This window comes from Novosphingobium sp. 1529 (genome assembly GCF_040544855.1).
Lineage (GTDB): Bacteria > Pseudomonadota > Alphaproteobacteria > Sphingomonadales > Sphingomonadaceae > Novosphingobium > Novosphingobium capsulatum.
This window is the reverse complement of the sequence record NZ_JBEPKW010000004.1, coordinates 204,432-229,960: the sequence shown is the minus strand read 5'-3', so window position 1 is coordinate 229,960 and position 25,529 is coordinate 204,432. Positions and strand designations below refer to the sequence as shown.

Below are 25,529 nucleotides of genomic sequence, written 5' to 3'. Positions count from 1 at the left end.
GGAGTTAATTTCCTGCCGCGATTATTGTCAATCTCGAAGCGACCGTAAGACCTATCGCAGTTGAGTCCGCATCGCCGACCGCAAGCTTCCGAGACGGGGCGCACTAACTGCCAATTCCTTGGCAAAAGTTCGACTTGAGGCACCTTACTGACAATCCGCTTCGGGGGAGCCAAACGGCAACTTCTGTCAAGAAAAGACGTTCGCGGTGACTAATCGAGCGACCGGGTTTGGTCGGTTCGTGCTGTTCCAAAAGCGATAGTATTTTCGTGAAAAGGCGCGCGACCTGATTGATGCATGATCGTTGCAATTCTGCCGGATGGGTTGTCATCCCGCATGCCCGATCAGTACCGCTCCCACCGCCACTACCAGGCAGGCCATGATCCGGTAACCGCTGAGATTTTCGCGGAGGAAAAAGCGTCCGATGAGGGCGGCGAATACGACGCTCGTCTCTCGCAGCGCCGACACCGGCCCCATCGCACCGCGCGTCATCGCGACGATGACGATGCCATAGGCCAGCAACGAGGCGAGCCCTCCACTCGCCGCCACCAGCGTCTCCCGTCGCCCGCGAAACAAAGAGCGAACATCGCGCAGCAGGACGTAAGTCGTCGGCGCGAGCAAGCCCCATAACAGGCACATCCAGACTGTGTAGCCGACCGAGGAGCCCGACAGCCGGGCGCCGATGCCGTCGGTCACGCTGTAGGCGCCGATGAAACAGCCGGTACCGAGCGCGAAGAGCAGGGTCTGCCCGCCGATGGTGCGCCCCTGGAAGGCCAGCGCGATGATGCCGCCCGACACCAGCAACACACCTATCAGATTGAGCGCGTCGGGTAGCTCGCGCGCGAAGATCGAGGCGCCGAGCGAGACCAGCAGCGGCGAGGCCCCGCGGGCGATCGGGTAGGTCTGCCCGAGATCGCCTTGCCGGTAGGTACGCACGAGGAAGAGATTATAGCCGGTGTGAAGCGACGCCGACAAGGCGACGCAGCCCCAACTCGCTACTGCGGGAACGGGCACGAGGGGCACCATCACCGTGCAGGCGAGCGCGATGGCGATGCACATGATCGTCATCGACCAAAGCCGATCGTCGCCGCCGCGAAGTAAGGCGTTCCAGCTCGCATGGAGGATCGCCGCGAACAAGACGATTAGGCTGGTCCCAATGGACATGAGGCTATCGAGTCGCCTTGGTTCGCGCCGTGAGCTTGTTGCCGTCCGGATCACGCAGGTAGGCGACGAAGACGCCGTTCGGGCGCTCGCAGGGCGGGGTTTCGATCGAGGTGCCGCCGTGCGTAGTGCCGGCCTCGTGCCATGCGCGGACCTGGTCCTGGCTGGTCGCGGCGATGCCGATGGTACCGCCGTTGGCGGCGGTCGCTGGGTTGCCGTCGATTGGCTCGGTAATCATCAGCCGTCCGCCTTCGTGCTCGTAGATCAGCCGCCCCCTCTCGTCCCGCTTGCCAAGCTTGCCGCCAAGCGCCGTGAACGTCGCGTCGTAGAAAACTTTGGACCGCTCCAAGTCGTTGCTGCCGATCATGATGTGCGTGAACATATGTCCTCCGGAGAATAGCGCCCTTGGCAGCTCAGCATCGATGGCGGTTCACGGCTGGCGGCATCGGGCATGGGCATCATTCCTGCCTAGCCTACCATTCCGGCGGATACGACCTTTCCGCATTGGAACTGTTGCGAGACGAGCGTTGCGGGAGCTCGCAGACACCCGGACGGCAGGCTTGGCTTTCCCAAATCCTGTTCCCGATCCCCAAATGGCAGATTGCAGATGGAAAAACGGGACGGTCGGACATTTCCAAAACCGTCTGTTTCGGGAAGCCTGGGTCTTCGATTGAACGGCAATGTTTGGCGGCTGCCGATCGATCGTTCATGCTCGACCGGCGGCTCTTGTCAGATCCTGGAGTTCACTTCACCCCGGAGGAACGGTGAAATCTGGTCGGCAGATGTCTCAATTCCGCTGCATATGAAGGCCCTCTACTGCCAGCCACCACCGAGCGCGAGAAAGATCGCGATCTGATCGTCGACCAGTTCCGATTGCGCTGCAGCCCGCTGAACCTGCGCGACGGCAAGGGTGGCCTGCGCGGAGAGGACTGGCAGGAAATCGCTGCGTCCAAAACGGAACAGCTTGTCGGCTTGCGCGGCGGACGCTTCGGCACTTCGTGCGGCGCGGTCCAGCGCGGCGGCCCTGTCGCGGTTGCGGGCGTAGGTGGCGAGCGCCGTCTCCGTGCCGCGCAGCGCTTCGAGCACGACCGCGTCGAACCGGGCGAGATCCTCCGCGACTTGCTCCTGCGCAGCCGCGATCCGGGCCTTCACGATCGGTCGACTGGGAAAATTCCAGCTGACCAATGGCCCGAAGCCGAACCCAAAACTGTGACTGCTGCCGACGTTCTCGACCTTGCCGCCAGCCAGAATGCCACCGCCCACGCTCACGCAGGGATAAAGATCGGCAATGGCGACACCGATGCGCGCGGTATCTCCGGCAATGCTCCGCTCGGCCTGCCGGATATCGGGGCGTCGGCGCAGAAGCGCGGCGCCGTCGCCCACCGGCAGGGGCCGCGCAAGCACTGGTAAAGTGGCACAAGCCTCTATCTCGCGAGGATAATCCGCCGGGGCCTTGCCGAGCAATGTCGCCATGAGGAACAGCGATGCCTGCCGCTTCGCGACAAAGGCCGGGAGAGCCGCCTCGCTGGTCTCCACCGCCGTTCGGGCACGGGTTACGTCGAAAGCGGTGCCGCGCCCACCGCGCGCGAGGCGGATCGTGGCGTCCAATGTGCGTCTTTGCAGGCCAGCCACCCGTTGCGCGGTAGCCATCTGGAAGTTGGCCGCGCAAACCCCGGCATAGGCCCTGGCCACCGCCGCCGCCACGCCGATGCGAACAGTGTCGCGCGCCGCCGCGACCGCATCGCGATCAGCCTCACCGGCCTCGATGGCACGCCTGAGCTTGCCGGCGAGGTCGAGCGGATAGCTGGCGGACAGCCCCAAGCCATAGGTGGCGACGCCCGGCATGCTCGCGCCCGCTGAAGTGGTGCTGTAATCCCGCTCCTGCGCCGCCTGCACGCTGACGCCTGTCGAGATCGCGCGGGCTCCGGCGGTCTGGCGCAGCACTGCCTCGGCCTTGCGCAGATTGGCGTCGGCGGCGCGCAGGTCGGCATTGACGGCGAGCGCCTGTTCGACCAGCGCATCGAGGCGGGGATCGGCGTAAAGGCTCCACCAGCGGTCGGGCAGCGGTTCCTGCGCGAAAGCGCTGTCGTCGCCCGCCACGAAGGCCCCTTGCGCCGTAAGGGTTTGCGCGATGGTCGCTTGCGGGCCATGGTAATCCGGCCCGGCCACGCATCCGGCAACCAGCAGGGCAGCCGACAGTGTCAGCGCCGCCTTCATGACCGCACCCTTGCCTGCGCCGTAACGGGGGCCTGCGCCATGACTGGCTGGGCATCGGCAGGGACGATTTCGACGGTCGCGGTCCGGCCTGCGATCAGCCGGGTTCCCGGCGGGACACGGTCGATGCGGATGCGCACCGGGATACGTTGGGCAAGGCGCACCCATGAGAAGGTCGGCGTCACCTTGGGCAGCAGGTTCTGCGCCTCGCCGCGCTGGTCGTCGGCGATGGCGGCGGCGATGCTTTCGACCCTGCCGGTGATATCCTTGTCATCGCCCATCAGGCGCACCCGCGCCCGATCGCCCACCGCGACCCGGTGCAGCTTCGTCTCCTCGAAATAGCCCTCAATACGCAGCGATGCGGTATCGACGAGCGCCATGGCCTGCGCGCCCGCCGCCAGATAGTCGCCGGGATGAATGTCGAGGTTGGTGATGGTCCCGCCCACGGTGGCGCGGATCTCGGTGCGATGCCGGTCGACATCGGCGACGTTGCGGGCTGCCAGTGCGCTTTTGAGCACCGCCTCCAGCGTGCTGACTTTCGCGGCGTTCTGCTCGCGTGCCTCTGCGGCCACCAGATCGCCCAAGGCGCGGTCACGCCGGGATTCGCGGCGAGCCTGCTCCAGTTCGGCGCGGGCCTGCGCGATGGCGGCATCCGCTCGCTCGATCGTGGCGTCGATGCGGGGGCGATCGAGCACGATCAGCAACTGGCCAGGCGTGACGGTCTGGTTGTCCTGCACCATGACCTGCGTGACCAGTCCGCCGACATCGGTGGAAACGCGGATGATATCGGCGCGGACATGGCCGTCGCGCGTCCAGGGCTTGCGCTCGTAGCGGTGCCAGAGTTGCAGTGCGAGGACGGCGGCCAAGGCCACGGCGCCAATGGTCAGGGCATAGCGGCCCAGCAGGGACAGGATTGGCTTCATGGCATAAGTCCGGAAGATGGCAGGTACTGCGCGAGCAGACCGAAGAGGATGATGAAGACGGCCAGTTCGACGAACGGCCTGCGGGCAAAGGCGCGGTCTGCCCCGGTCAGCGTGAGGAGGCGCAGAACGATCGCCGCGCCGATCAGCGCGACAAGCGCGATCACCAGCAGGCCGGGCAGCAGGACGCCGCCGATGGCGATGTCGGCGATCATGCGGGATGCCCTTTGCCGGTAGCATTGTGGGCGTTCAGCGCGAAGCTCAGGTCAATGAGGAGGTCGCGCAAGTCCGCACCATTCGCCCCTCCACCGCCCGGCAGTTTGGCCCGTTCTATGTCTCCCCGCATGGCGAGCCGGTTCAGGGCATCATCCCCGGGCTTTTGCTCGCCGCTGAAGGCTCGGGCCACCGCGCCAAGCAAGGCGGATACATCGCCGGCGTCAGCGTGCCCGTCCGCAGTCTTCTGGCGTAGCAGGCCCACCACATGACCGACACGAAGATAGAGCAGAACTTCGCCGACCGGGTCCGTCTCGCCCGCCTTGGCCTGTCTGGCGCGTGGGAGGAGCAAGGCGGTGCGGTCGATCATGAGCCCGGTCCACCGTGCCTCATCAATCGCACGGCCCTGCGCCCGGCGGGCAACGTCGCGGCGGCTCAGGCGCAGCAGGCGGGTGATGGCCTGCCTTGCAGGCACCGTCTGGAACAGGCTCATGCTGACAGCGGCAAAGCCAGTGCCGACGACGAGCGCCACGGTGCTGTTGAGATAGGTTGCGAAATCGCCGGTGTATCTGGAGCCAAGGCCGGTCAGGATCGGAAAGCTGAGCGTGATGCCCAGCGCCATCAACATAGTCGGCGGCCGCGCTTGCAGCGACCCCGCCCACAAGAGAACAGGGGCGAGCACCGCGACCAGCACCGGAAAGTCGCTGACGCGCGGTAGGATGATGAAACTGTAGGCAAGGCCCAGCACCACGGCATAGAGCGAGCCGATCAGATACTTGATGACGGCAGGCTTGGGTGTGTCGATATTGCCGAACAAGGCGCAGGCGACTCCGACGATGGACAGCGCCAATGCGCCATCCGACCAGGCGGACCAGATCCACAGCAGGCATGCGCTGAAGACGCCGACGACCGCGCCCAGGGCTGCGCGCGCGGCCACGCGGTGGTCGCGATGATGGACATAGCCGGTGACATTGCCTGTGCCGCCGACGCTCCTTTGCGGTCGACCGCCTTGCTGGGCGAATGCGCCCAACCGGTCGCAGTCGTCGAACAGGGCGATGAGTTCGACCAGATGACCGCAGAGATTGGCGCCTAAGGCATTGTCATGGTGTAGCGGGTCGGCCAGCAGTTGCGTGCGGATGAACCGTGCCTGCTCTGACAGTTGTCTGGGCGTTTCTTGCCTGTCGGATTCCGCACTGGCGAGCCAATGGCGGCAATCCTCGATCAGTTGGCGCAAATCGCTCTCGGCCAGGCTGAGAGCCGAGAGCCTGTGAACCCGCACCTCGATCTCGCTGGCCAGAGGGATCAGCCGGGCGAGCCCATCGTGAAGCCGGTGCAGCGTCTCGCGCGGCGGAGCGGATCGCGGATCGTCATGGGGCAGATGCGCGGCCAGTCCGTTGAGGGCGAGCAGGTCGCATGCCAGCATCGCCCGCCTGCCGCGCCGGTCGGCAACCGGCTCGCCCAGCAGTGCCTGCCGCCCAAGGCTGCGCGCATCGGCAAGGGTGGAGGCGAGTTTGGCATTGAATTGGCCTGTCATGCGCCGGGGCGCGATGAAGCGATGGATCAGCACGGCGCAGGCGATGCCGAGCCCGATCTCCTGCACGCGCACCGCTGCCGTGTCGAACATCGCGCCCGGATCGGCGACGCCAGGAAAGCCGATCAGGCTGGCCGTGTACCCTGCCAGCACGAAGCCATAGGCGCGCGGTGTCCGATCCAGCAGCGAGAAATAGAGGCACAGCCCTATCCAGCAAGCAAGGATCAGGCTGCACAGGACGGGCTCGTTAGCGAAGTTCGGAACGATGGCCACAGTCGCGACAGCGCCCAAGATTGTTCCGGCGAGCCGATAGATGCCGCGTCCGAGCGATGCGCCCGCCGATGTTTGGGAGACGATGTAGACGGTCAGGATGGCCCAATAGGGTTTGGGGAGGCCGATGCGCAGCGCCACATAATAGGCCAGCATTGCCGCCGCGAAGGTCTTGGCCGAAAAGAGCAGCGCGTCGCGGTCTGCCTTGATCGCTGGCGATGATAACAGCCTTGCGGCCTTGGACCGGGCCGTGCCGAAAAGCTGCGCAAGGTTTGGAATGGAAAGGCTGGCGGTTGTCATGCCGGCAACCATCGCGCCCTATCTAGAAATTATAAATTCGATATCCTGTCAGAAAATCACTATATCCATTCAATCCCATGACCACAGCATCTGCAATTTCCGGGTTCGATCCCGATCTCGCCGCCCTGCCTGCGGTGGCCTATCATCTCGATTTCTCGCAGCATGCCGCCGAGGTGCCCCAGCATGTACATCGCAAGGGGCAACTGATCCTGGCCTTGCATGGAGCAGTGACGTGCCGCGCCAGGGATGAGATCTGGATCGGCCCGCCCGACTGCGGCATCTGGATTCCGGGCGGCGTGGCCCACAGCGCCCGCACAACCGACAATGCCCGGCTAAACTATCTGTTCGTCGAGCCCGGCGCTGCACCGTTGCCGCAAGAATGCTGCACGCTCTCAATTTCGCCCATGATTCGCGCGATGGTCGAACGGCTCGCGCGTGAGGGGGGCGACTATCCGCCCGAGGGGCACGCCGCACGAATGGCGCGCGTCCTGCTCGATGAACTGGCTGAGATGCCGCGCGAACAGTTTAACCTGCCGATTTCCAGCGATCCGAAAATCCGCCTGATCGCCGATGCGCTGACGCTTGATCCGTCCGATCGCCGCACCCTGGGCGAATGGGCGCGCCATGTCGCCATGAGCGAGAGCTCGCTCGCCCGGCTGATGCTGCGCGAGACAGGGCTGAGTTTTGGTCGCTGGCGCCAGCAGTTGCACCTCATCGTCGCCCTGCGCGAACTGGCGAGTGGAACCGCCGTCCAGAATGTCGCTAGCGAACTCGGCTATGAGTCGGTCAATGCCTTCATCACCATGTTCAAGAAGGCCCTCGGCAGCACGCCCGCACAGTATTTTGCAGCTAGGCGTAATGGGTCCAAGGACAGATCGCCATAGTTTCTCTAACCGACCGCCCTCGACAAACGCTGCCGTTGGCGATTGAGACGCGAACGTCTCGATGTGGTCGAGGGAAGTCATACTGTGGGCACAGTGCCGCCATCGATCACATATTCAGTCCCCGTGATTGATCCGGCGCGGTCCGACGCAAGGAAGGCGATAAGGCTGGCGACCTCGTCAGGCTTGGCCGGTCTGCCGATGGGGATGCCGCCAAGCGAATCCATGATCATCTTCTTGCCGCGCTCCACGTCGTTGCCATGATCTGCCGCCAACCGGGTGGCGAGTTCGATGGATGCTTCCGTCTCGATCCATCCCGGCGAAACGCGAACGACCCGAACGCCCCTGGGTGAGATCTCCTTCGAGAGAGCCTTGCTGTAGGTCGATAGCGCTGCCTTGGCGGCGGCATAGGCGATGGTTGCTTCCGGCAGGGGCATCTCTCGCTGGATAGAAGTAACATGGATCACGACCCCACTGCCGCGAGCGGCCATGTCCGGCACCAGATGCCGATCCAGCCGGATCGCCGGCATAAGGTTGAGGTCGAGTTCCTCCTGCCAGTGCTCTTCGCCAAGCGCCGCAAAGCCCCCTGCCGGCGATGACGATCCGCCCAGCATGTGGACGATGATGTCCACTCCGGCCATCCGTTCACGCGCCGCTTCTGCAAGGGTTGCGCAGCCAGCAGGGGTTGTCAGGTCAGCGGCGACGAACGTGTCCGGTTCTACGCCATCAGGCCGCCTCCTGGCAGTCGTCAGAACCTGCGCGCCGAGTTCGCGGAACAGCTTGACCGTCGCTGCCCCCGCCCCGCGTGTGCCGGATGTAACCAGTGCCCGCTTGCCCTGCAGCGTAAAGAACGGGCTCACGGGGCGATCTCCAGTGCGGCGATGTGCTCGCCTTCAACTTTGAAGATATAGCGCAGGTCCACCGGGCTGCCGGGGAAGTTTCCTGCCACACGGCTGGTCACCACCAAGCGGTCGCCATCGCCCACGATCGCGAACGGTTCGACCGTGTAGCTGTACTGGGTCGAAGCTGACGCCTTCCATGCTGCGATGGCGCTTCGCCCCTCGTGGCTTTTCCCTTCGTCGGTCACGACCGCGGTGTCGGTAAAGCACTGCGCGACGTGCTCTGGGCCTCCCTTCGCATCCTCGGCAAAGTACCGGGCGATGACTGCGGGCAGTTCGATTGCCATCATTGTCTCCATCGATCTTGATTTCGTCGTCGCCAATTTAGCGCTGGACCGATTACGCGATAATCGGGATAATTGGGGATGTAGCGTCGCGATTGGCAGGATAATGGATCGAGCTAACCTGATCGAACTCGATGCGGTAATCGCGATCATGCGCAGGGGATCATTCCGAGCGGCAGCGGTTGATCTTGGCATGTCCACCACTGCCTTGAGCAATGCTATCGCCAAGCTGGAGCGCCAGTTGGGCGTCCGCCTGTTCAACCGAACCACGCGGAGCGTATCTTTGACCGACGCGGGCCGGAACTTCGTTGATCGGGTGGGGCCTGCATTGCAGGACATTCACGCGGCGATGGAAACCGTCCGGGCGCAGCAGGAGGTGCCTTCTGGCACCCTGCGCATCAACGCGTTCCCCACCGCCGCACGCGAAGTCATGGCCCCGCTCATCCTGCCGTTCCTGCGCCAGTATCCGCAAGTCCACATCGACCTTGTCACCGAGGGAAGACTGGTGGACGTGGTCGGCGAAGGCTTCGACCTCGGCATCCGTTCCGCTGACCTTGTGCCGAGCGACATGATTGCCGTGCCTCTCGGGGGGCCGCGACAGTTCGTGGTCGCCGCGACCCCGCACTACTTCCATCAGCATGGCAAGCCCAGGGTTCCGGCGGACCTTCACGCCCATCAAAGCCTTCGCGTCCGGTTGCCGAACGGGGCGCTCTACCGCTGGCATTTCGAGAAAGCGGGACAGGCCGTCCAGGTCGATGTCGCTGGCCCCATCACGCTCGACGAAGCGGGCCTCGCAAGGACCGCCGCACTGAACCATCTGGGGATCGGCTTCTTCATGGCATCGGATGTGCGGGACGAACTTGCGACCGGTGAACTAGTGCAGGTCCTCGCGGAGTGGACGCCGCCTTTGCCGCCGCTTGCCCTCTACTATCCCAGCCGCCGCAATCCATCTGCGGCGTTCAGGGCCTTCGTCAGTCTAGCGCGTGAGTGCGCCAGCGGTCCTCAGCAGGCGAAACGGCAGCTTCCGGATCAAGCTGCCGGTGGCGGTTAGGCCGCGAACGGCGAAATTTGGTCGGTTTCTTCCGCTAAGCCGGGCAGCCTTTGATCGGCTGCCCGGCTGCGCTTACGCTGCGGATAGCTTCAGGCCGTCCAGGTAATCGCTCCACCACTGCGCCATCTTCACGCGCTCGTCCCAGTGCTGCCCTCTGGCGTAAGTGCCGCGCACGGCATTGGAATGTCCGTGGGCTAAAGACCGCTCAATCGCGTCGAAATGCCATAGTCCGCTTTCGTTGAGCAGCGTGCTGGCCGTCGCCCGCCAACCGTGGGCCGTGACGGTATCTTGATCGAAGCCCATGCGGCGGAACGCCAGGTTGATCGCATTCTCGCAGATCGGCACGGTAAATTTGCGCTGGCCGGGGAACATGTAGGGCAATTGTCCGGTGCGCTCCTGCAGGGACCGAAGTAATTCCAAAGACTGGCGCGAAAGTGGCACGGAGTGCGGCCGGCGAAGCTTGGTGCGCTCGGCTGGTACGCGCCAGACGGCACCCTCCCAGTCGATCTCATCCCATTTGCCAAAGCGCAATTCTCCCGGCCGCAGGAAGACGTGCGGCAGAATCTGCATGGCCAGTTTCACTACATCGGTGCCGCTAAACTCGTCGATGGCGCGTAGCAGCACGCCGAGCTTGCGCGGCTCGAGGACGGCAGCACGGTGCTTTACGAGGGGGGCGGCGAGGGCGTCGTCGAGAAGGGCGGCCGGATCGTTCTTGCATAGTCCCAGAACGGCGCCATGGCGGAACACGCGACTGGCGAAGGCGCGCGTGCGGCGGGCCGTCTCGCGCTTGCCTTCGCTTTCCACCTTGCGCAGGACGTTCAACAAGTCCGGTGGCGTGATGTCGGCGATCGGCAGGTGCCCGACAGTATGGGCGAGGTGCGAGAGGAACCAGTGTGCCTTGGTGATGGTTGCGGGCGCCTTGCCGCTGCGTTCCAACCGCACGCTGATGAAATCCTCAGCAACGGCGCGGAACGTGTTGCTGGCGTGCAGGCGGGCCTCGATCTTCTTCTTGCGGCGCTCGACGGCCGGATCGCCGCCATCGCGAATCAAATCGCGCGCCTTGTCACGCAGGGCGCGGGCCTCTTTCAGGCCGACGTCCGGCCATTGGCCGAGCGACAGGCGCTTCTCAACGCCGTGAAGGCGATACTTGAAGTACCAGATCTTCGCGCCGGAAGGGCGGACCTCAAGATAGAGGCCTTTTTCATCGGGCTTGCGGTAGGGGGAGTTTGAAGCCGAAAACCCGTTTATTTGCAGAGCTTTAAGCGACATTTGGGGGCAACGCCTTTTGCTAGGTTCCCGTTTCCCCCAGAAATGCCCCCACTTGGCGTGAAAAGTGGTGAGAAATCCTGGGACAAAGCGAGAACATCCGGAAGACAAAATCGACCGAAAATCTAGCCAAATCAATGCGTTGAGACGTTTTGGGAAGAAACCCCTGGTGCCGCTTACAGGACTCGAACCTGTGACCCCCGCATTACGAATGCGATGCTCTACCAACTGAGCTAAAGCGGCCCTGCCGTGTGGGCTGGCGGGCGATTAGCTTTGCACGCACGGGATTGCAATGGGTTTTGCACGCGCTGCCGGGTTTTTGTGGATATCTCTGAACATCCATCGCCAGGGCGGTTTGATGGAGCGCAATGCGCGGCGTGCCCAGGCCGGCATGATCGCCGTGCCACGAACACCTTTGCAGGAGCAAGCGATGACCCACGTGCCCGGTGATCTCAAGGATGCCTTTCCCGACGATGCCGCGCTGTTGCACGCGCTCAAGCTCGGCAATGCGCATGTGCACCGCCTGGTCGAGCAGTATCACACGCTCAACCATGCGGTGCACCGGATCGAGAGCGAGGTTGCGCCCAGCTCTGACCAGCACGTGGAAGCGCTCAAGAAGCAGCGGTTGACGGTTCTCGACGCGCTGGCCGAACAGCTGGCGCTTGCCAAGGCCGGCTGAGCGCACAACGGCCATGCGCAAGCCTGTGGAGAACATCGGGAGCGCTGGAAAAAAGCAGGTTGACGGATCAGCCCGCGCCGCCTAATCGGCCGCCCTACCGCGCGTCGCCAGACGCGGCGCGGACCTGGGGCGGAGTAGCTCAGTCGGTTAGAGCAGCGGAATCATAATCCGCGTGTCGGGGGTTCGAGTCCCTCCTCCGCTACCACTTTTCCTGATATTCAGCAGCGATAACGGCGCCTCGCAAGGGCGCTGTCGCCAAGTGCGCAGTGTTTTGCCCGCATGGCCGTGTCCTTGCATTGGCTTTGCGCTGGCGCTGCACGTGGCCTTGCGGCAAACCCTTGGGCATGACCTCACGCCGTGATCTTGGCCCTGCCGCAACGCTGCGGCGACTGCTTGTCGGGCGGGTGCAGGCGTTGTTCCATGATCGGGCCAAGGGCGAAAGCCCGATCGTGCGTTCGAACGATGCGCTGTTTGCGCCGGATTCGGTGATCTGGCGGGTGCATGGCGATGTCACCACGATGATGATCGGGGGCGTGACCGCGCTGCTGCTGCAAATGCTGCACCCGGCAGCGCTGGCTGGCGTGTGGGACCACAGCACTTTCCGCAACGACATGCTGGGCCGCCTGCGCCGCACCGCGCGGTTCATTGCCGTGACAACCTATGCCGAGCGTGGGCAGGCGGATGCCGCGATCGACAAGGTGCGGGCAGTGCACGAATATGTACAGGGCACCCTGGCCGACGGCACGCCCTATCGCGCCAGCGACCCACACCTGCTGGCCTGGGTGCACGTGTGCGAGGCTATCGGTTTTCTCGATGCGTGGATCGCCTATGGCGAGCCCGGCATGTCAACCGCAGACCAGGACACCTATATGCGCGAGGCGGGTGTGGTGGCGCGCCGGCTTGGCGCCGATCCCGTGCCGGAAACGCGCGCGCAGGCCGAGGCACTCATCGCCTCCTTTCGCCCTGAACTGCATGCGGATCAGCGCACGCGGCAGGTCGCGCGCATGGTGCTGTCGCAGCCGTCGCCGTCGCTGGCCGCCGCTCCGGCCCAGCACCTGCTGTTCCAGGCGGCGGTCGACCTGATGCCGCCCTGGGCGCAGGCGCTGCACGGGCGCCGCCTGTCCCTGCCGGCGACGCCCATCGTGCGCGGTGGCGCCATGGCCATGGCGCGCACGTTGCAATGGGCATTTGCCCCGGCCCGCCGCCTGCCACCGGCAGGTTGAACGGCGCGGTTCAGGGCTGGCCCAGCCGCCATTGCAACAGGCGCACGAATGGCTCCGGCTCATCCAGGCTGAACGCCACGCGCCTGATGCTGCGGCGGCGCAGCAGGCGATCATGATCGATCGGGGCGCGCAAATGCACGATCACGTTGGGCCAGGCCAGCAGCGCCGCATTGAGCGTGGCGGCATCGCGCACTTCGGCACCGTCGATGGCCATGCTGACGCTCTCGATGCGGTTGAGCGGCACCGCCACGTCGAGGAGCAGCCCGGCGCGAATGCGCAAGCTGTCTGCCTCCAGCAGGATCGGGCGAAAGCGGAACGATTTGACCACGCCCACCAGGTAGACCAGCCCCAGGTCGCTCACGACGAACATCGCCAAGGCCGGCAGGCGGCTCCAGTGGCCCAGAAAGACGTGATAGACCGCCACTTCGATGGCCGAGAGCGACAGGAGCGTTATCGCCATCGGCGTAAGGTGCCGGTGATAGGCAAAGGCGCGGGCGCCGGTTGGAACGTCGGCTGGTCCTCCCCAGCGCAACAGAGCCATGTGCAGCACCACCAGTTCCGCGCGGGCCAGGCGCACCAGGGCAGGGGGCAGGAATTGTGCGGCCACGCTTTCCCAGCGCGCGGCCGTGCTGCCCCGGCGCATGATAGCCAGCGCCTGCCGACCGGCGAGGGCAAGGTGGGCAAGCAGCGCCAGCGCCATGGCCACCATCGTGCCGGGCATGGCCAGCAAGGCGGCACGCAGGGCAGGCGGTGCGGCCATGCTAACGAGGCAACAGGCGCCTGCCAGCGTCGCGCATACGGTTCGAGCGTCGGGACGGCCGGGGCCATCGCGCACGATGCGTGACAGCAGCAGGCTATCGGCGCTCAGCCACAGGCAAAGCCACAAGGACAGCGCGGGGTGGCTTTGCGCCACCGGTAGGCGCGCGGCCAGCATGGCGGCAACGATGACGACGGCGGGGACCAGGTGCGCTGCCCGTCGATGATGCGCGATGCGTGCGGCTGGAATCATCCTGCGCGGCCTCCTGCGACGGCGGTGATGCCGGGCAGAGCCGATCATTGCCCAGCGCGCGGTCACTCGCAACCATCGAAAACGCAGCGCCACCATCGCGTGGGCGTTGCGCCGCCGCTGCCGGCTGGCTATGCCCGGCGGACCTGGCGGGATTTCTGCCGGGTAAAGATCGCGCCGGTGCCCGGAAGGGCTCAATCGGGAATGCGGTGCGGGGCCATGGCGCCCCAAATCCGCGGCTGTCCCTGCAACTGTAAGCGGCGAGCGCGATGCATACCGCCTTTCCCGATATCGGCGGGGAGGGCAGCCACTGGGCCGGACGCCAAGACGGGCGAGGCCTGGGAAGGCATGCATCAAGCCCTGACCCGCAAGCCAGGAGACCGGCCGGCGCTTGGTCGCTCATGCCTTGGTCCAGGGGATGGCCGCGGCACGGTTCGTTCCGTCAGAGCGACGCCGCCTGGCCGGCGTGTGGCTGCGTGGGCGCCTTGTGGCGTGCGCGTGGCGTCCCGCGTCCGGCTCCGTCGCCATTCTGGCCGGAGTATTCCGCTCGTGCCTGTTTCCTTTCCTGTTCGCCGCCTGCTGGCCCGTTCGGCCGCGCCCTCGCTGCGCCGGCGTATCGCTACTCTTTTGGCCGCGCTGCTGCTGGCCAATGCCCTTGCCTGGCTGTGGGCGCTGGGCCTGTTCCATGATCAGCCGCTGATGCTGGGCACCGCCGTGCTCGCCTGGGGGCTTGGCCTGCGCCATGCGGTCGATGCCGATCACATCGCCGCGATCGACAATGTCACGCGCAAGCTGATGCAGCTGGGGCAGCGGCCGATCGCGGTGGGCCTGTGGTTTGCCCTGGGCCATGCCACGATCATCGCCATCGCCTCGGTCCTGGTGGCGCTTACGGCCACGGCGCTCGCCCGGTTTGGCGCCTTTCGCGAGGTGGGCGGGATGATCGCCACGACGATATCGGCGCTGTTCCTGTTTGCCATTGCCGCGATGAACCTGGTGATCCTGCGTGGGGTGTGGCGCACCTTTGCCCATGTGCGCGCAGGGGGCACCTATGTGGAGGAAGACCTTGACCTGCTGCTGTCGGGCCGGGGCCTGCTATCGCGCCTGTTCCGCCCGATGTTCCGCCTGGTCACGCGCTCGTGGCACATGGCGCCGCTCGGTTTCCTGTTCGGGCTGGGTTTCGATACGGCCACGGAAGTCGCGTTGCTCGGCCTGTCGGCCAGCCAGGCGGCGAGTGGCCTGGCGCTCGGCACGATCCTGGTGCTGCCCGTGCTGTTTGCCGCAGGCATGGCGCTGATCGATACGATCGACGGTGTGGTCATGCTTGGCGCTTATGAGTGGGCCTTCGTCAAGCCGATCCGCAAGCTCTATTACAACATCACCATCACTCTGGTTTCGGCTCTGGTGGCGATCGTGATCGGCGGGATCGAGGCGGCCGCACTGATCGGCCAGAAGCTGGGCCTGACTGGCGCGCCATGGCGGTTGGCGGCCGATCTTGCCGGCAATTTCAATGGGCTGGGCTTTGCCATCATTGCCCTGTTCGCGTTGTGTTGGCTGGCCAGTGCGGCGATCTATCGGTGGCAGCGGCTCGACGAGATCGAGGTGGTTCGCGCAATCTGATGTCATGCCCGGTTGGCTTGGCCGGCGAACTGGGCTAGGAGGGCAGCGCAGGCAGCGGTTTCGGCCGGTGCCCTGCAAAAGATCGCGTCGGTGCCCCGAGAGGGGCTTAATCGGGAATGCGGTGCGGGGCTTTGCCCCAAGTCCGCAGCTGTCCCTGCAACTGTAAGTGGCGAGCGCGATGCACTGGTCCCCGCACGACGGGGATGGCCACTGGGCCCCAAGCGGGCCTGGGAAGGCGTGCATCAAGCCCTGACCCACGAGCCAGGAGACCTGCCGGCGTACTGGTCGCTCTTGCCTTGATCCAGGGGATGGTCCGGGCACGGTAATACTTCCGTCTGGGCGACGAAGACTTGTGCGGCTGGGGCTGCACGGGTTGCGTTGTGGTGGGCGCTTTCGTGCGCCGGTCCGCTGCCGCGCGCCTGGCCGGATCGTTTTCCGGCAAGCCCTGCCGTGTCGCTCGCCTGGCGCCGCGGAAGGGTTTTGTGCATGCCGGATCTGGCAAAAGTGCCTGTCACCATCGTGACCGGCTTTCTCGGCGCGGGAAAGACCACGCTGATCAGCCACTTGATTCGCCACGCCGGCGGCCGCCGCCTGGCCGTGGTGATCAACGAGTTCGGCACGCTGGGGGTGGATGGCGATATCCTCAAGTCCTGCGCCATTCCCGATTGCCCGGCCGAAAACATTGTCGAACTGGCCAATGGCTGCATCTGCTGCACCGTGGCCGATGATTTCATCCCCACGGTCGAACGCCTGCTCGCACTCGATCCCCGGCCCGATCACATCCTGATCGAAACCTCGGGGCTGGCGCTGCCGAAACCACTGCTCAAGGCGTTCGACTGGCCGGCGATCCGCAGCCGCATCACGGTCGATGGCGTCCTGGCGCTGGCCGATGCAGAGGCGGTGGCCGCCGGCCGCTTTGCCCCCGATCTGGCCGCGCTCGACGCGCAGCGTGCCGCCGATCCGGGGATCGACCATGAAACCCCATTGGCCGAAGTGTTCGAAGACCAATTGGCGTGTGCCGATCTGGTGCTGTTGACCAAGGGGGATCTGGCCGGCCCGGAGGGCTTGGCCAAGGCGCGGGTGATCATTACTGAGACGGCGCCGCGCGCGGTTCCGGTGATCGACATGGCCGAAGGCGCAGCCGATCCGCGCGTGATCCTGGGGCTGAACGCCGCAGCCGAAGACGATATCGCTGCCCGCCCGTCGCACCACGATGGCGCCGACGATCACGAGCATGACGATTTTGCCAGCACCGTGGTGCCGCTGGGCGAGGTATCCGATCCGGCCGACCTTGCCGCGCGGATCGCCCGCCTGGCCACAGAGCATGGCGTGCTGCGCGTGAAAGGCCATGTCGCCGTGGCGGGCAAGCCGATGCGCCTGCTGGTTCAGGCCGTGGGCGCGCGGGTGCGCCATCAGTATGATCGGCCCTGGCAGGCGGGAGAGCCGCGCATCGGGCAACTGGTGGCGATTGCCGAGCGCGACAGGCTCGACCCGCAAACCATCAAGGCGGTGCTGGCGGCCTGAGCGGCGGCACCCCCCATGCACGTCATCTTCCGCGAAAGCCACGGGCTTGAGGAAATGGCCGTGCCCCAGGATCTGGGGCAGGCGCCGGCGCCGCTCGTCGTCCTGTCGTTTTCCGACAGCGACCTGGGCGCTTTTGCCGCTGGCTGGCACCTGGCCCGTCAGGCCGATCCGGCGTTCCCGCTGCTGCGCCTGGCCAATCTGGCCGCGCTGGAACATCCCTTGTCGGTCGATACCTATATCGATCGCACGCTGGTTGGCGCGCGGGCGATGCTGATCCGCCTGATCGGCGGGGTTTCGTGGTGGCGCTATGGCCTGGGGCAGGTGGCGGCCCTGGCGCGCGCGCGCGGCGTGGCGCTGGCGGTGCTGCCGGCTGATGGGCGGGCCGATCCGCAGCTGGACGAAGCCTCTACTCTGCCGTGCGAAACCCTGCGTGATCTGGCCGTGCTGTGCGAGGCGGGCGGGGCCGATGCTGCCCATCGCGCGCTAGTGACACTGGCACAGGCGGGCGGGCTGGCGCTGAACGCAACCGCGCTGGCCGCGCCGGTGGCGCCGCTGCCGGCGGCGGGCCTGTGGCATCCCCATGGCAAGGCGGTGGACGCCGCGCGCCCGCTGGTGCTGGTCGTGTTCTACCGCGCCTATCTCACCGCGCGCGATGTTGCGCCGGTAACCGCTCTGATCACCGCGCTGGAGGAAGCAGGCCTGGCTGCGCAGGGGCTTTACGTCACCTCGCTCAAGGAACCACAATCGCGCGCGGTGGCGGCGGCAGAACTCGGCCGGCTGCGCCCGGCCGCGATCATCAATGCCACGGCCTTTTCCGCGCGTGACGATGCCGGGCATAGCCCGCTGGACTTGGCCGGCGTGCCGGTGTTCCAGGTGGCATTGGCCACCGGCACGCGCGAAAGCTGGGCAGGCGCCGCGCGGGGCCTGGCGCCGGCAGACCTGGCCATGCATGTCGTTTTGCCAGAGATTGACGGGCTGCTGTTTGCCGGCGTCGCCAGTTTCAAGGAACCCTGCGCGCAGGATGCCGATCTCGGCTTTGCCCGCCACATGCACCGGCCCGATCCGGCGCGGATCGACGCCATCGTGGCGCGGGTGGCTGGCTGGATCGCGCTGGCCCGGCGCCCCGTGGCGCAGCGGCGCCTGGCCTTGGTGCTGTCAACCTATCCGGGCAAGGCGCATGCCATGGCCCATGCGGTGGGCCTCGATGCCTTGGCCTCTACTACAGCGTTGCTCGCCGATCTGGCCCAGGCCGGGTATGCAGTTGCGCCGCCCGGTGACCTGGCCCACCGGCTTGGCCGTGAGACGCTGGGGTTTCCGCTGGAAGCCTATCGCGCCGCGCTGGCGCAGCTGCCGGCTGCGCTGCGAACCGATCTGGCACAAAGCTGGGGCGCGCCAGAGGATGATCCGGCGGTTCGCGATGGCGCATTCCACTTTGCCGCGTTGCGCGCGGGGCAAGCGCTGGTGGCGTTGCAGCCCGAACGCGGCGATCTGGTCGGGCGCGACGAAGCCTATCACGATCTGTCGCGCTGCCCGCGCCATGGCTATGTCGCCTTCTATCTGTGGCTGCGGGCGCAAGGGATCGATGCCCTGCTGCACATGGGCGCGCATGGCACGCTGGAATGGCTGCCGGGCAAGGCCGTCGCGCTGTCAGATGCCTGCTGGCCCGAGGCGCTGATCGGCAGCGTGCCGGTGATCTATCCCTTCATCGTCAACGATCCGGGCGAGGCGGCGCAGGCCAAGCGCCGCATCGGCGCGGTCACGCTGGGCCACATGCCGCCGCCGCTGCGGCGCACGGAAAGCGGCGCGGGCCTGGCTGGGCTGGAGTCGCTGCTCGACGAGTTTTCCGGCGCGGTGGGCCTTGATCCGGCGCGGCGCGACCGGCTGATCGTGGCCATCCGCGCGCAGGCGCAGGCGCTGGGGCTTGAGGCAGAGCTGGGCATCGATCCCGCCGCCACCCCGGCCGAGGCGATTGCCCGGATCGACCGCTTTGTCTGCGATGTGAAGGACAGCCAGTATGGCGATGGCCTGCACATATTCGGCCGCGGCCCGCAGGGCGGGGCAGAGCGCGATGGTGTGCTGGCCGCGCTCGACGGGCGCCGGGTTACGGCGGGGCCGGCCGGATCGCCGTGGCGCGGCCGGGCGGATGTGCTGCCCACCGGGCGCAATCTCTATGCCGTCGATCCGCGCGCCGTGCCAAGCCGCGCCGCCCATGCGCAAGGGGTGGTGCTGGCGCAGGAACTGGTGCGCCGCCATCTGCAGGATCACGGCGATTATCCCCGTGCCCTGGTGGTGGACCTGTGGGGTTCGGCCACGATGCGCACCGGTGGCGAGGAATTTGCCATGGCGCTGCACCTGTTGGGCGCGCGGCCGGAATGGGATGCCGCCTCGCAACGGGTGACGGGGATCGAGATTCTGCCGATCGCTCGGCTCGATCACCCGCGTCTGGATGTGACGCTGCGTATTTCGGGCCTGCTGCGCGATGCCTTTCCGCTGCTGCCGGTGCTGTTCGGGCAGGCGGTGCGCGCCCTGGCGGCGCGCGACGAGCCGCTGGAGTGGAACCCGTTTGTCGGCAAGGCGCCAGGTGCGCGGGTCTATGGCCCGGCGCCGGGGCGCTATGGCCTGGGCATGGGGCAGGCGGCGCAAAGCTATGACGCCGCCGGCCGCCGCGCGGCGGGTGAAGCCTGGCTGGCCGCATCGGACCACGCGTTTGATACCGGCGCGGCGCAGCCCGACCTGGCTGGCCTGCGCGTCCGTGTGGCGCGGGCCGGGGCGTTTGTTCACGCGCAGGATCTGCCTGAAACCGATCTGCTGCTCGCCGCAGACTATGCCGCGCACGAGGCCGGGTTTGCCGCCGCGCAGGGCGTGGCCGGGGGCAAGGCAGCGCTCTATCACCTCGACAACCGCGACCCCGCGCGGCCCGTGGCGCGGCCCTTGGGCGAGGAACTGGCCCGCGTGGTGCGCGCCCGTGCTGCCCATCCCGGCTGGATCGCCGGCATGATGCGCCATGGCTTTCGCGGCGGGGCAGAACTGGCTGCCACGCTCGATCATCTGGGCGCCTTTGCCCACCTTGCCCCCGGCAGTGTGCCGCCGCAGCTGTTTGATCTCTATTACCAGGCCACCTTGGGCGATGCTGCCGTGCGCGCATTCCTGGCGCGCGAGAACCCCGGCGCCCTAGCCGCGATGCAGCACGGCTTTGCCGCGCTGCATGCCGCTGGCCTGTGGCCCACGCGGCGCAATGCCATTCTTGCCGATCTGGCCGATTACGCCAGGGGCAGGGCATGAGCGGCTTTCGCGTGGCGGGCTGGTGCCCCGATGCCTGGCGCCCGATGGCGGCGGGTGATGGCCTGTTGCTGCGGATCAAGCCGCGCCTGGCGCGCCTATCTCGCGATGCTGCGCAAGCGGTATGCGCGCTGGCCGTCCAGCATGGCAATGGCTTGATCGATGTGTCGCGGCGGGGCAACCTGCAACTGCGCGGGCTCGATCACGCGGGTTGGCAGGCTGCGCTGGCTGATCTGCTGGCGCTGGGCCTGGTCGATGCCGATCCGCTGGCAGAGGCGCGGCGCAACCTGCTGGTGGCGCCCGGCTGGCGCGATGGCGATGACACGCAGCGCATCGCCCAGGCCTTGCTTGCCCGGCTGGATGAACTGCCCGCGCTGCCGGCCAAGGCCGGGTTCGTGATCGATGCCGGCGCGGCGCCGGTCTTGCTGGCAGAGCCGGGCGATTTCCGGGTCGAGCGCAGCAGCCATGGTGGCCTGATCCTGCGCGCGGCTGGGCGCGCCCATGGCGTGGCCTTGGCGCCCGGGGCAGAGGTTGATGGACTGATCGCACTGGCCCGCTGGTTCGTGCAAAGCGGCGGGCAAGGGCGCATGGCGCGCCATCATGCCCCGCTGCCTGCGTGGGCGGCTGGGCAGGATCTTCCAGCGGCGTTGGCGCCGGCCTGGCGGCCAGGGCCTTGCGCGCTCGGCATGGTGCATGGCGCGCCATTCGGCCGGGTTGCAGCGCCGGTGCTGGACGCGGCGCTGGCCGAACCCGGCGCCCAAGCGCTGCGCATCACGCCCTGGCGCCTGCTGGTGGTGGAAGGCGCCGGCGGCGATGCCGTGTCCGGCCTGATTGCCGATCCGGCCGATCCGCTGCTGCGGGTGGAAGCATGCCCCGGCGCGCCGGCCTGCCCGCAGGCGCATGTGCCCACGCGCGATCTTGCCATCGCCCTGGCGCCGCATGTGCGCGGCACGCTGCACGTATCGGGCTGTGCCAAGGGCTGCGCCTGCACCCGCGCCACCGATCTTGTGCTCACCGGCCGCGCCGATGGCCGGTTCGACCTTGCGCGTGATGCCGCCGCCGGCGCGCCGCCGTGCCAGGCGCCGCTCACCGCCCAGCAAGTGCTCGACCAGTTTGCAAGTTGCCCCAGTGCGGAGCTGCCCAATGCCCCATGTCTATGAAACCGATGGCGCGGCCATCTATCGCCAGTCTTTCGCCATGATCCGGGCAGAGGCCGATCTGGCGCGCTTTTCGCCTGCCGAAGAGCCAGTGGCGGTGCGCATGATCCATGCGGCGGGCATGGTGGACCTGGCGCCGCACATTCGCTTTTCCGCCGATTTCGCCACGGCGGCGCGCGCCGCGTTGCGCACGGGGGCGCCGATCCTGTGCGATGCGCGCATGGTGTCGGAAGGCGTTACCCGTGCGCGCCTGCCTGCGGCCAATCCAGTGCTGTGCACGCTGCATGATCCGGCGGTGCCAGCCCTGGCCCAGGCCATGGGCAACACCCGCTCTGCCGCCGCGCTGGAGCTGTGGCGCCCGCACCTGGCCGGCAGCGTGGTGGCGATCGGCAATGCGCCCACCGCGCTGTTCCACCTGCTGACCATGCTGGAAGACCCAGCCTGCCCGCGCCCGGCCGCGATCATCGGCTGCCCGGTCGGCTTTGTCGGCGCGGCCGAATCCAAGGCCGCGCTGTGGGCGTGGCACGGCGTGCCGTGTTGCATCGTCGAAGGGCGCCTGGGCGGCAGCGCGATCACCGTGGCCGCGATCAACGCCTTGGCGAGCGACGCGGAATGAGCGCGCCAGTCCTTGCACCAGTTGGCCCGATCGGCACGGTCCACGGTGTCGGCCTTGGCCCCGGCGCGCCCGACCTGTTGAGCGTGCGCGCCGATCGGCTGGTGCGCGACACGCGCCACATCGCTTATTTTCGCAAGGCCGGGCGGCCGGGCCAGGCGCGGCGCATCGCGGCAGACCTGCTGCGCGCCGATGCCGTGGAAATTCCCATGGAATACCCCGTCACCACCGAAATCCCGGTCAGCGATCCGCGCTACAACGCATGTCTCGCCGCGTTCTATGCCGCGTGTACCGTGCGCTTGGCCGATCTGGCCCGCAGCGGCGAAGACGTGGTCGTGCTGTGCGAGGGCGATCCGTTTTTCTATGGCTCGTTCATGCACCTGCACAGCCGCCTGGCGGGGCAGGTGCCGGTGCAGGTGGTGCCGGGCATCACCGGGATGGCGGGCGCGTGGAATGCCACCGGCGTGCCCATCACCTGGGGCGATGATGTGCTCACCGTCGCCATGGCGACCCTGTCCGAGGCGGAACTGACCCGCCGCATCCGCGATACCGATGCCCTGGTGGTGATGAAGATCGGCCGTCACCTGGCCAAGCTGCGCCGCGCCGTGGCTGCTGCGGGACGCGAGGGGGAGGCTTGGCTGGTGGAACATGCCGCCATGCCCGGCCAGCGGGTTACGCCGCTGGGTGAGGCCCAGGCCGTCACGCCCTATTTCTCGATCCTGTTGATCCACGGCCAGGGGCGCCGGCCATGAGCGGCACATTGGCGATCGCCGGGCTCGGCCCGGGCAGCGAAGCGATGATCACCCCGCAGGTGCGCGCGGCACTCGATGCCGCCACCGATGTGCTGGGCTATATCCCCTATGTCGCGCGTGTGGCGCCGCGCCCCGGCCTGGTGCTGCATCCATCGGACAACCGGGTGGAGCGGGAGCGCGCTGCTGATGCGCTTGACTTGGCTGCGCAAGGGCGCCGGGTGGTGCTGGTCTCATCGGGCGATCCCGGCGTATTCGCCATGGCCGCCGCCGTGTTCGAGGTGTTGGAAAGCGGCCCGCAAGCGTGGGACGATGTCGCGATCGAGGTGCTGCCGGGCATTACCGCCATGCTCGCCGCCGCCGCGCGCGCCGGGGCGCCGCTGGGCCACGATTTCTGCGCGATCAACCTCTCTGACAATCTCAAGCCGTGGGACATGATCGCGCGGCGTCTGCGCCTGGCGGCAGAAGCGGATTTTGCCATGGCGCTCTACAATCCGCGCTCGCGCGCACGGCCAGATGGCCTTGCCCGCGCGCTGGAATTGCTGCGCACATGCTGCGGCCCGCAGCGGCCGACCCTGTTTGCCCGCGCCGTCTCCACCCCGCAGGAAGACCTGCGCATCGTCTCGCTGGCGCAGGCGGTGCCCGAGATGGCCGACATGCGCACCGTGGTCATCGTGGGATCGAGCCAGACGCGGATCGTGGCGCGTGCCGCCGGCCCGCTGCTTTACACCCCGCGCAGCGCGGGCGGGGTGCTGGCATGAGCGATCCAGTCAAGCACTTGCGCCGAATCGTGGACTTCGTGGCGCGGCGGGATGAACGGCCGGTCGATCATGATCACCGGCAGGCCCAGCGCGCGCGCGGCGATCAGCTTGGCCTGCGCGCCGCTGCCGCCGGCGTTCTTGCATACCACCACGCCGATCGCCTGGTCGCGCAGCAGCGCCAGATCGCCCGCCACAGTGAACGGCCCCCGGTCCACCACCAGGCGATGGCGCGGCAACAGCGGCGGTGCGGGCGGCGCGTCGACAAAGCGCAGCAGATAGTCATGCTGCGGCTGGGCGAGGAAATCGGCCACGTGCAGCCGCCCCAACGCCAGCATCACACGCCGCGCCGGGCCAGCGAGGGCCGCTACGGCGCCGGCCACGTCTGGCACCATGGTCCAGCGGTCTTGTGGCTGGCCCTGCCAGGCCGGGCGGGTAAGCGCGATAAGCGGCACCCCGGCCTGCGCGGCGGCGGCGATGGCATGGGCGCTGATCTGCGCGGCAAAGGGATGGGTGGCATCGACCAGGTGGGTGATGCCTTCCTCGCGCAGATAGGCGGCCAGCCCGGCCACGCCGCCAAAGCCGCCGATCCGCGTGGGCAGGGGCTGCGCCAGCGGGGCGTGGGTGCGCCCGGCATAGCTCAACCGGGCGGCAATGCCTTGCGCGGCAAGCAGGCGGGCCAGCGCGCTGGCCTCGCTCGTTCCGCCCAGCAGCAGGACATTGGCCATGGCTGATACCCCTTTGCGCGCATGGTTGACGATCATCGGCCTTGGCGAAAACGGCCGCGACGGCCTGTCCCCGGTGGCCTTGGCCGAACTGGACGAGGCCGAGGTGGTGATCGGCCCGCCGCGCCATCTGGCCTTGCTGGGCTCGCTTAAGGCCAAGGCGGTGGAATGGCCAGTGCCCTTTGCCGATGGTGTCGCCCAATTGCTCGCTTTGCGTGGGCGCCGTGTGGCGATGCTCGCATCGGGTGATCCATTCTGGTTCGGTGCCGGCAGCAGTGTCATCACCCACCTCGCGCCGCACGAATGGCTGGCCCATCCGCAGCCATCGACGTTTTCCCTGGCGGCGGCGCGCCTGGGCTGGGCAGTGCAGGATTGCGCGTGCCTGGGCCTCCACGCCGCGCCGCTGGCGCGCATGCGTCCGCATCTCGCGCCCGGCCAGCGCGTGATTGCCCTGTTGCGCGATGGCGCGGCGGTGGCAGACCTGGCAGCCTATCTCGTCGCGCTGGGCTTTGGCGCCAGCACGCTATGCGTGCTCGAAGCGCTGGGCGGCCCGCGCGAGCGGGTGCGTTGCTTTGAGGCGCAGGCTTTTGCCCTTGGCGATGTCGCCCATCCGGTGGCGGTGGGCATTGTCGTTGCCGGGCAGGGGCTGGCTCTGCCGCTCACGCCCGGACGGCCCGATGCGCTGTTCGCCGCCGATGGCCAGATCACCAAGTCAGCCGTGCGCGCGCTCACCCTGGCGGCGCTGGCGCCACGCGCGGGTGAACTGCTCTGGGATATCGGCGCCGGCTCTGGCTCTGTCGGCATCGAATGGCTGCTGGCCCATCCCGCCAACCGCGCCGTGGCGATCGAGGCCGATCCGCAGCGTGCCGCCCGCGTGCGCGGCAATGCCGGGGCACTGGGCGTGGATCGCCTGCGCGTGATCACCGGCCGCGCGCCGGCGTGCCTGCCCGATGATCCGCCGCCCGATGCGGTGTTCATCGGCGGCGGGCTGTCGGCCGCGCTGCTCGATGCGCTATGGGCGCGGCTGCCGGCCGGCACGCGGCTGCTCGCCAATGCCGTGACGTTGGAATCCGAAGCCCTGCTTACCGCCTGGTATGGCCGCGTTGGCGGCAGCCTGTTGCGGATCGAACTGGCCGACGCCGCGCCACTCGGCACGCGGCATGGCTGGAAGGCGCGCTATCCGATCGTGCAGTGGAGCGTGGTGCGATGACC

General features: G+C 67.2%; 23 protein-coding genes, 2 tRNA genes and 2 riboswitches. Of the genes, 13 read left to right on the top strand and 12 right to left on the bottom strand.

The features are described 5' to 3' along the window. Positions 1-324 precede the first annotated feature (324 nt). The 6 genes from ABIC78_RS11365 to ABIC78_RS11340 form a co-directional block, all read right to left on the bottom strand. A complete protein-coding gene (locus tag ABIC78_RS11365) occupies positions 325-1,161 on the bottom strand; it encodes an EamA family transporter (protein WP_171792650.1) in 837 nt (278 codons plus the stop codon). A gap of 4 nt (positions 1,162-1,165) precedes the next feature. Beyond that, complete coding sequence (locus ABIC78_RS11360; protein ID WP_171792649.1) at positions 1,166-1,540, bottom strand: VOC family protein; 375 nt, start codon at positions 1,538-1,540, stop codon at positions 1,166-1,168. A 431-nt stretch (positions 1,541-1,971) separates the two neighbouring features. Beyond that, complete coding sequence (locus ABIC78_RS11355) at positions 1,972-3,375, bottom strand: efflux transporter outer membrane subunit (protein WP_354489726.1); 1,404 nt, start codon at positions 3,373-3,375, stop codon at positions 1,972-1,974. Then, positions 3,372-4,295, bottom strand: coding sequence for an HlyD family secretion protein (locus tag ABIC78_RS11350; RefSeq protein WP_171792647.1), 924 nt, complete (start codon positions 4,293-4,295; stop codon positions 3,372-3,374). The genes ABIC78_RS11355 and ABIC78_RS11350 overlap by 4 nt, the downstream gene beginning before the upstream one ends. Continuing rightward, positions 4,292-4,507, bottom strand: a complete 216-nt coding sequence (locus ABIC78_RS11345; protein WP_171792646.1) for a DUF1656 domain-containing protein — start codon at positions 4,505-4,507, stop codon at positions 4,292-4,294. Before ABIC78_RS11345 ends, ABIC78_RS11350 begins: the two co-directional genes overlap by 4 nt. Next, positions 4,504-6,606 (bottom strand): FUSC family protein, encoded by a 2,103-nt coding sequence (locus ABIC78_RS11340; protein WP_171792645.1) that lies wholly within the window; start codon positions 6,604-6,606, stop codon positions 4,504-4,506. The genes ABIC78_RS11345 and ABIC78_RS11340 overlap by 4 nt, the downstream gene beginning before the upstream one ends. Positions 6,607-6,683: 77 nt before the next feature. On the opposite strand from ABIC78_RS11340, the gene ABIC78_RS11335 reads away from it, so the two are divergent. Then, positions 6,684-7,490 (top strand): AraC family transcriptional regulator, encoded by an 807-nt coding sequence (locus tag ABIC78_RS11335; RefSeq protein WP_171792644.1) that lies wholly within the window; start codon positions 6,684-6,686, stop codon positions 7,488-7,490. A gap of 77 nt (positions 7,491-7,567) precedes the next feature. Here ABIC78_RS11335 and ABIC78_RS11330 read toward each other — a convergent pair whose 3' ends face one another. Then, positions 7,568-8,347, bottom strand: coding sequence for an SDR family oxidoreductase (locus tag ABIC78_RS11330; protein WP_171792643.1), 780 nt, complete (start codon positions 8,345-8,347; stop codon positions 7,568-7,570). Beyond that, positions 8,344-8,673 (bottom strand): nuclear transport factor 2 family protein, encoded by a 330-nt coding sequence (locus ABIC78_RS11325; protein ID WP_171792642.1) that lies wholly within the window; start codon positions 8,671-8,673, stop codon positions 8,344-8,346. Before ABIC78_RS11325 ends, ABIC78_RS11330 begins: the two co-directional genes overlap by 4 nt. Positions 8,674-8,776: 103 nt before the next feature. Here ABIC78_RS11325 and ABIC78_RS11320 point away from each other — a divergent pair, with 103 nt between their 5' ends. Continuing rightward, positions 8,777-9,721, top strand: coding sequence for a LysR family transcriptional regulator (locus ABIC78_RS11320; RefSeq protein WP_171792741.1), 945 nt, complete (start codon positions 8,777-8,779; stop codon positions 9,719-9,721). 72 nt (positions 9,722-9,793) lie between these two features. Here the strand turns inward: ABIC78_RS11320 and ABIC78_RS11315 are convergent, their stop codons facing one another. After that, entirely contained in the window at positions 9,794-10,990 is a 1,197-nt protein-coding gene (locus tag ABIC78_RS11315) for a tyrosine-type recombinase/integrase (RefSeq protein WP_171792641.1), read from the bottom strand. Between the two features lie 164 nt (positions 10,991-11,154). Further along, positions 11,155-11,230, bottom strand: a tRNA-Thr gene (locus tag ABIC78_RS11310). 187 nt (positions 11,231-11,417) lie between these two features. Here ABIC78_RS11310 and ABIC78_RS11305 point away from each other — a divergent pair. The 3 genes from ABIC78_RS11305 to ABIC78_RS11295 all read left to right on the top strand — a co-directional run bounded on the left by ABIC78_RS11305 (position 11,418) and on the right by ABIC78_RS11295 (position 12,889). Then, the gene (locus tag ABIC78_RS11305) at positions 11,418-11,666 is read left to right on the top strand and encodes an HP1242/YdcH family protein (RefSeq protein ID WP_169048218.1); all 249 of its coding nucleotides are present in this window, start codon (positions 11,418-11,420) and stop codon (positions 11,664-11,666) included. Positions 11,667-11,794: 128 nt separating this feature from the next. Beyond that, positions 11,795-11,871: transfer RNA gene (locus ABIC78_RS11300), tRNA-Met, on the top strand. 139 nt (positions 11,872-12,010) lie between these two features. After that, complete coding sequence (locus tag ABIC78_RS11295) at positions 12,011-12,889, top strand: oxygenase MpaB family protein (RefSeq protein ID WP_354489721.1); 879 nt, start codon at positions 12,011-12,013, stop codon at positions 12,887-12,889. Between the two features lie 10 nt (positions 12,890-12,899). Here the strand turns inward: ABIC78_RS11295 and ABIC78_RS11290 are convergent, their stop codons facing one another. After that, positions 12,900-13,898, bottom strand: a complete 999-nt coding sequence (locus tag ABIC78_RS11290) for a hypothetical protein (RefSeq protein WP_354489719.1) — start codon at positions 13,896-13,898, stop codon at positions 12,900-12,902. A gap of 163 nt (positions 13,899-14,061) precedes the next feature. Next, positions 14,062-14,298: riboswitch (cobalamin riboswitch) on the top strand. Between the two features lie 146 nt (positions 14,299-14,444). Here ABIC78_RS11290 and ABIC78_RS11285 point away from each other — a divergent pair. The 7 genes from ABIC78_RS11285 (at position 14,445) to cobJ (ending at position 23,595) form a co-directional block, all read left to right on the top strand. Next, positions 14,445-15,512: a HoxN/HupN/NixA family nickel/cobalt transporter gene (locus ABIC78_RS11285; protein ID WP_502915673.1), complete on the top strand. Its 1,068-nt coding sequence runs from the start codon at positions 14,445-14,447 to the stop codon at positions 15,510-15,512. 71 nt (positions 15,513-15,583) lie between these two features. Next, a riboswitch (cobalamin riboswitch) is annotated at positions 15,584-15,804 on the top strand. A gap of 194 nt (positions 15,805-15,998) precedes the next feature. Beyond that, positions 15,999-17,036, top strand: coding sequence for a cobalamin biosynthesis protein CobW (gene cobW, locus ABIC78_RS11280; protein ID WP_354489717.1), 1,038 nt, complete (start codon positions 15,999-16,001; stop codon positions 17,034-17,036). Positions 17,037-17,051: 15 nt separating this feature from the next. Next, on the top strand, positions 17,052-20,318 hold the full coding sequence (cobN, locus tag ABIC78_RS11275) for a cobaltochelatase subunit CobN (protein ID WP_354489715.1): 3,267 nt from the start codon (positions 17,052-17,054) through the stop codon (positions 20,316-20,318). Further along, positions 20,315-21,475, top strand: a complete 1,161-nt coding sequence (locus tag ABIC78_RS11270; RefSeq protein ID WP_354489713.1) for a ferredoxin-like domain-containing protein — start codon at positions 20,315-20,317, stop codon at positions 21,473-21,475. Before cobN ends, ABIC78_RS11270 begins: the two co-directional genes overlap by 4 nt. Beyond that, a complete protein-coding gene (locus ABIC78_RS11265; protein ID WP_354489711.1) occupies positions 21,459-22,088 on the top strand; it encodes a precorrin-8X methylmutase in 630 nt (209 codons plus the stop codon). The genes ABIC78_RS11270 and ABIC78_RS11265 overlap by 17 nt, the downstream gene beginning before the upstream one ends. Continuing rightward, positions 22,085-22,837 carry a precorrin-2 C(20)-methyltransferase gene (gene cobI, locus ABIC78_RS11260; protein ID WP_354489709.1) on the top strand — a complete coding sequence of 251 codons (753 nt, stop codon included), beginning with the start codon at positions 22,085-22,087 and terminating at the stop codon, positions 22,835-22,837. The genes ABIC78_RS11265 and cobI overlap by 4 nt, the downstream gene beginning before the upstream one ends. After that, the gene (gene cobJ, locus ABIC78_RS11255; protein ID WP_354489707.1) at positions 22,834-23,595 is read left to right on the top strand and encodes a precorrin-3B C(17)-methyltransferase; all 762 of its coding nucleotides are present in this window, start codon (positions 22,834-22,836) and stop codon (positions 23,593-23,595) included. The genes cobI and cobJ overlap by 4 nt, the downstream gene beginning before the upstream one ends. On the opposite strand, the gene ABIC78_RS11250 is transcribed toward cobJ, so the two are convergent. Continuing rightward, on the bottom strand, positions 23,559-24,320 hold the full coding sequence (locus tag ABIC78_RS11250) for a cobalt-precorrin-6A reductase (RefSeq protein ID WP_354489706.1): 762 nt from the start codon (positions 24,318-24,320) through the stop codon (positions 23,559-23,561). The genes cobJ and ABIC78_RS11250 overlap by 37 nt on opposite strands. Here ABIC78_RS11250 and ABIC78_RS11245 point away from each other — a divergent pair. Then, complete coding sequence (locus tag ABIC78_RS11245; RefSeq protein ID WP_054131917.1) at positions 24,319-25,527, top strand: bifunctional cobalt-precorrin-7 (C(5))-methyltransferase/cobalt-precorrin-6B (C(15))-methyltransferase; 1,209 nt, start codon at positions 24,319-24,321, stop codon at positions 25,525-25,527. The two genes, ABIC78_RS11250 and ABIC78_RS11245, sit on opposite strands and share 2 nt — an antisense overlap. Positions 25,528-25,529: the final 2 nt, after the last annotated feature.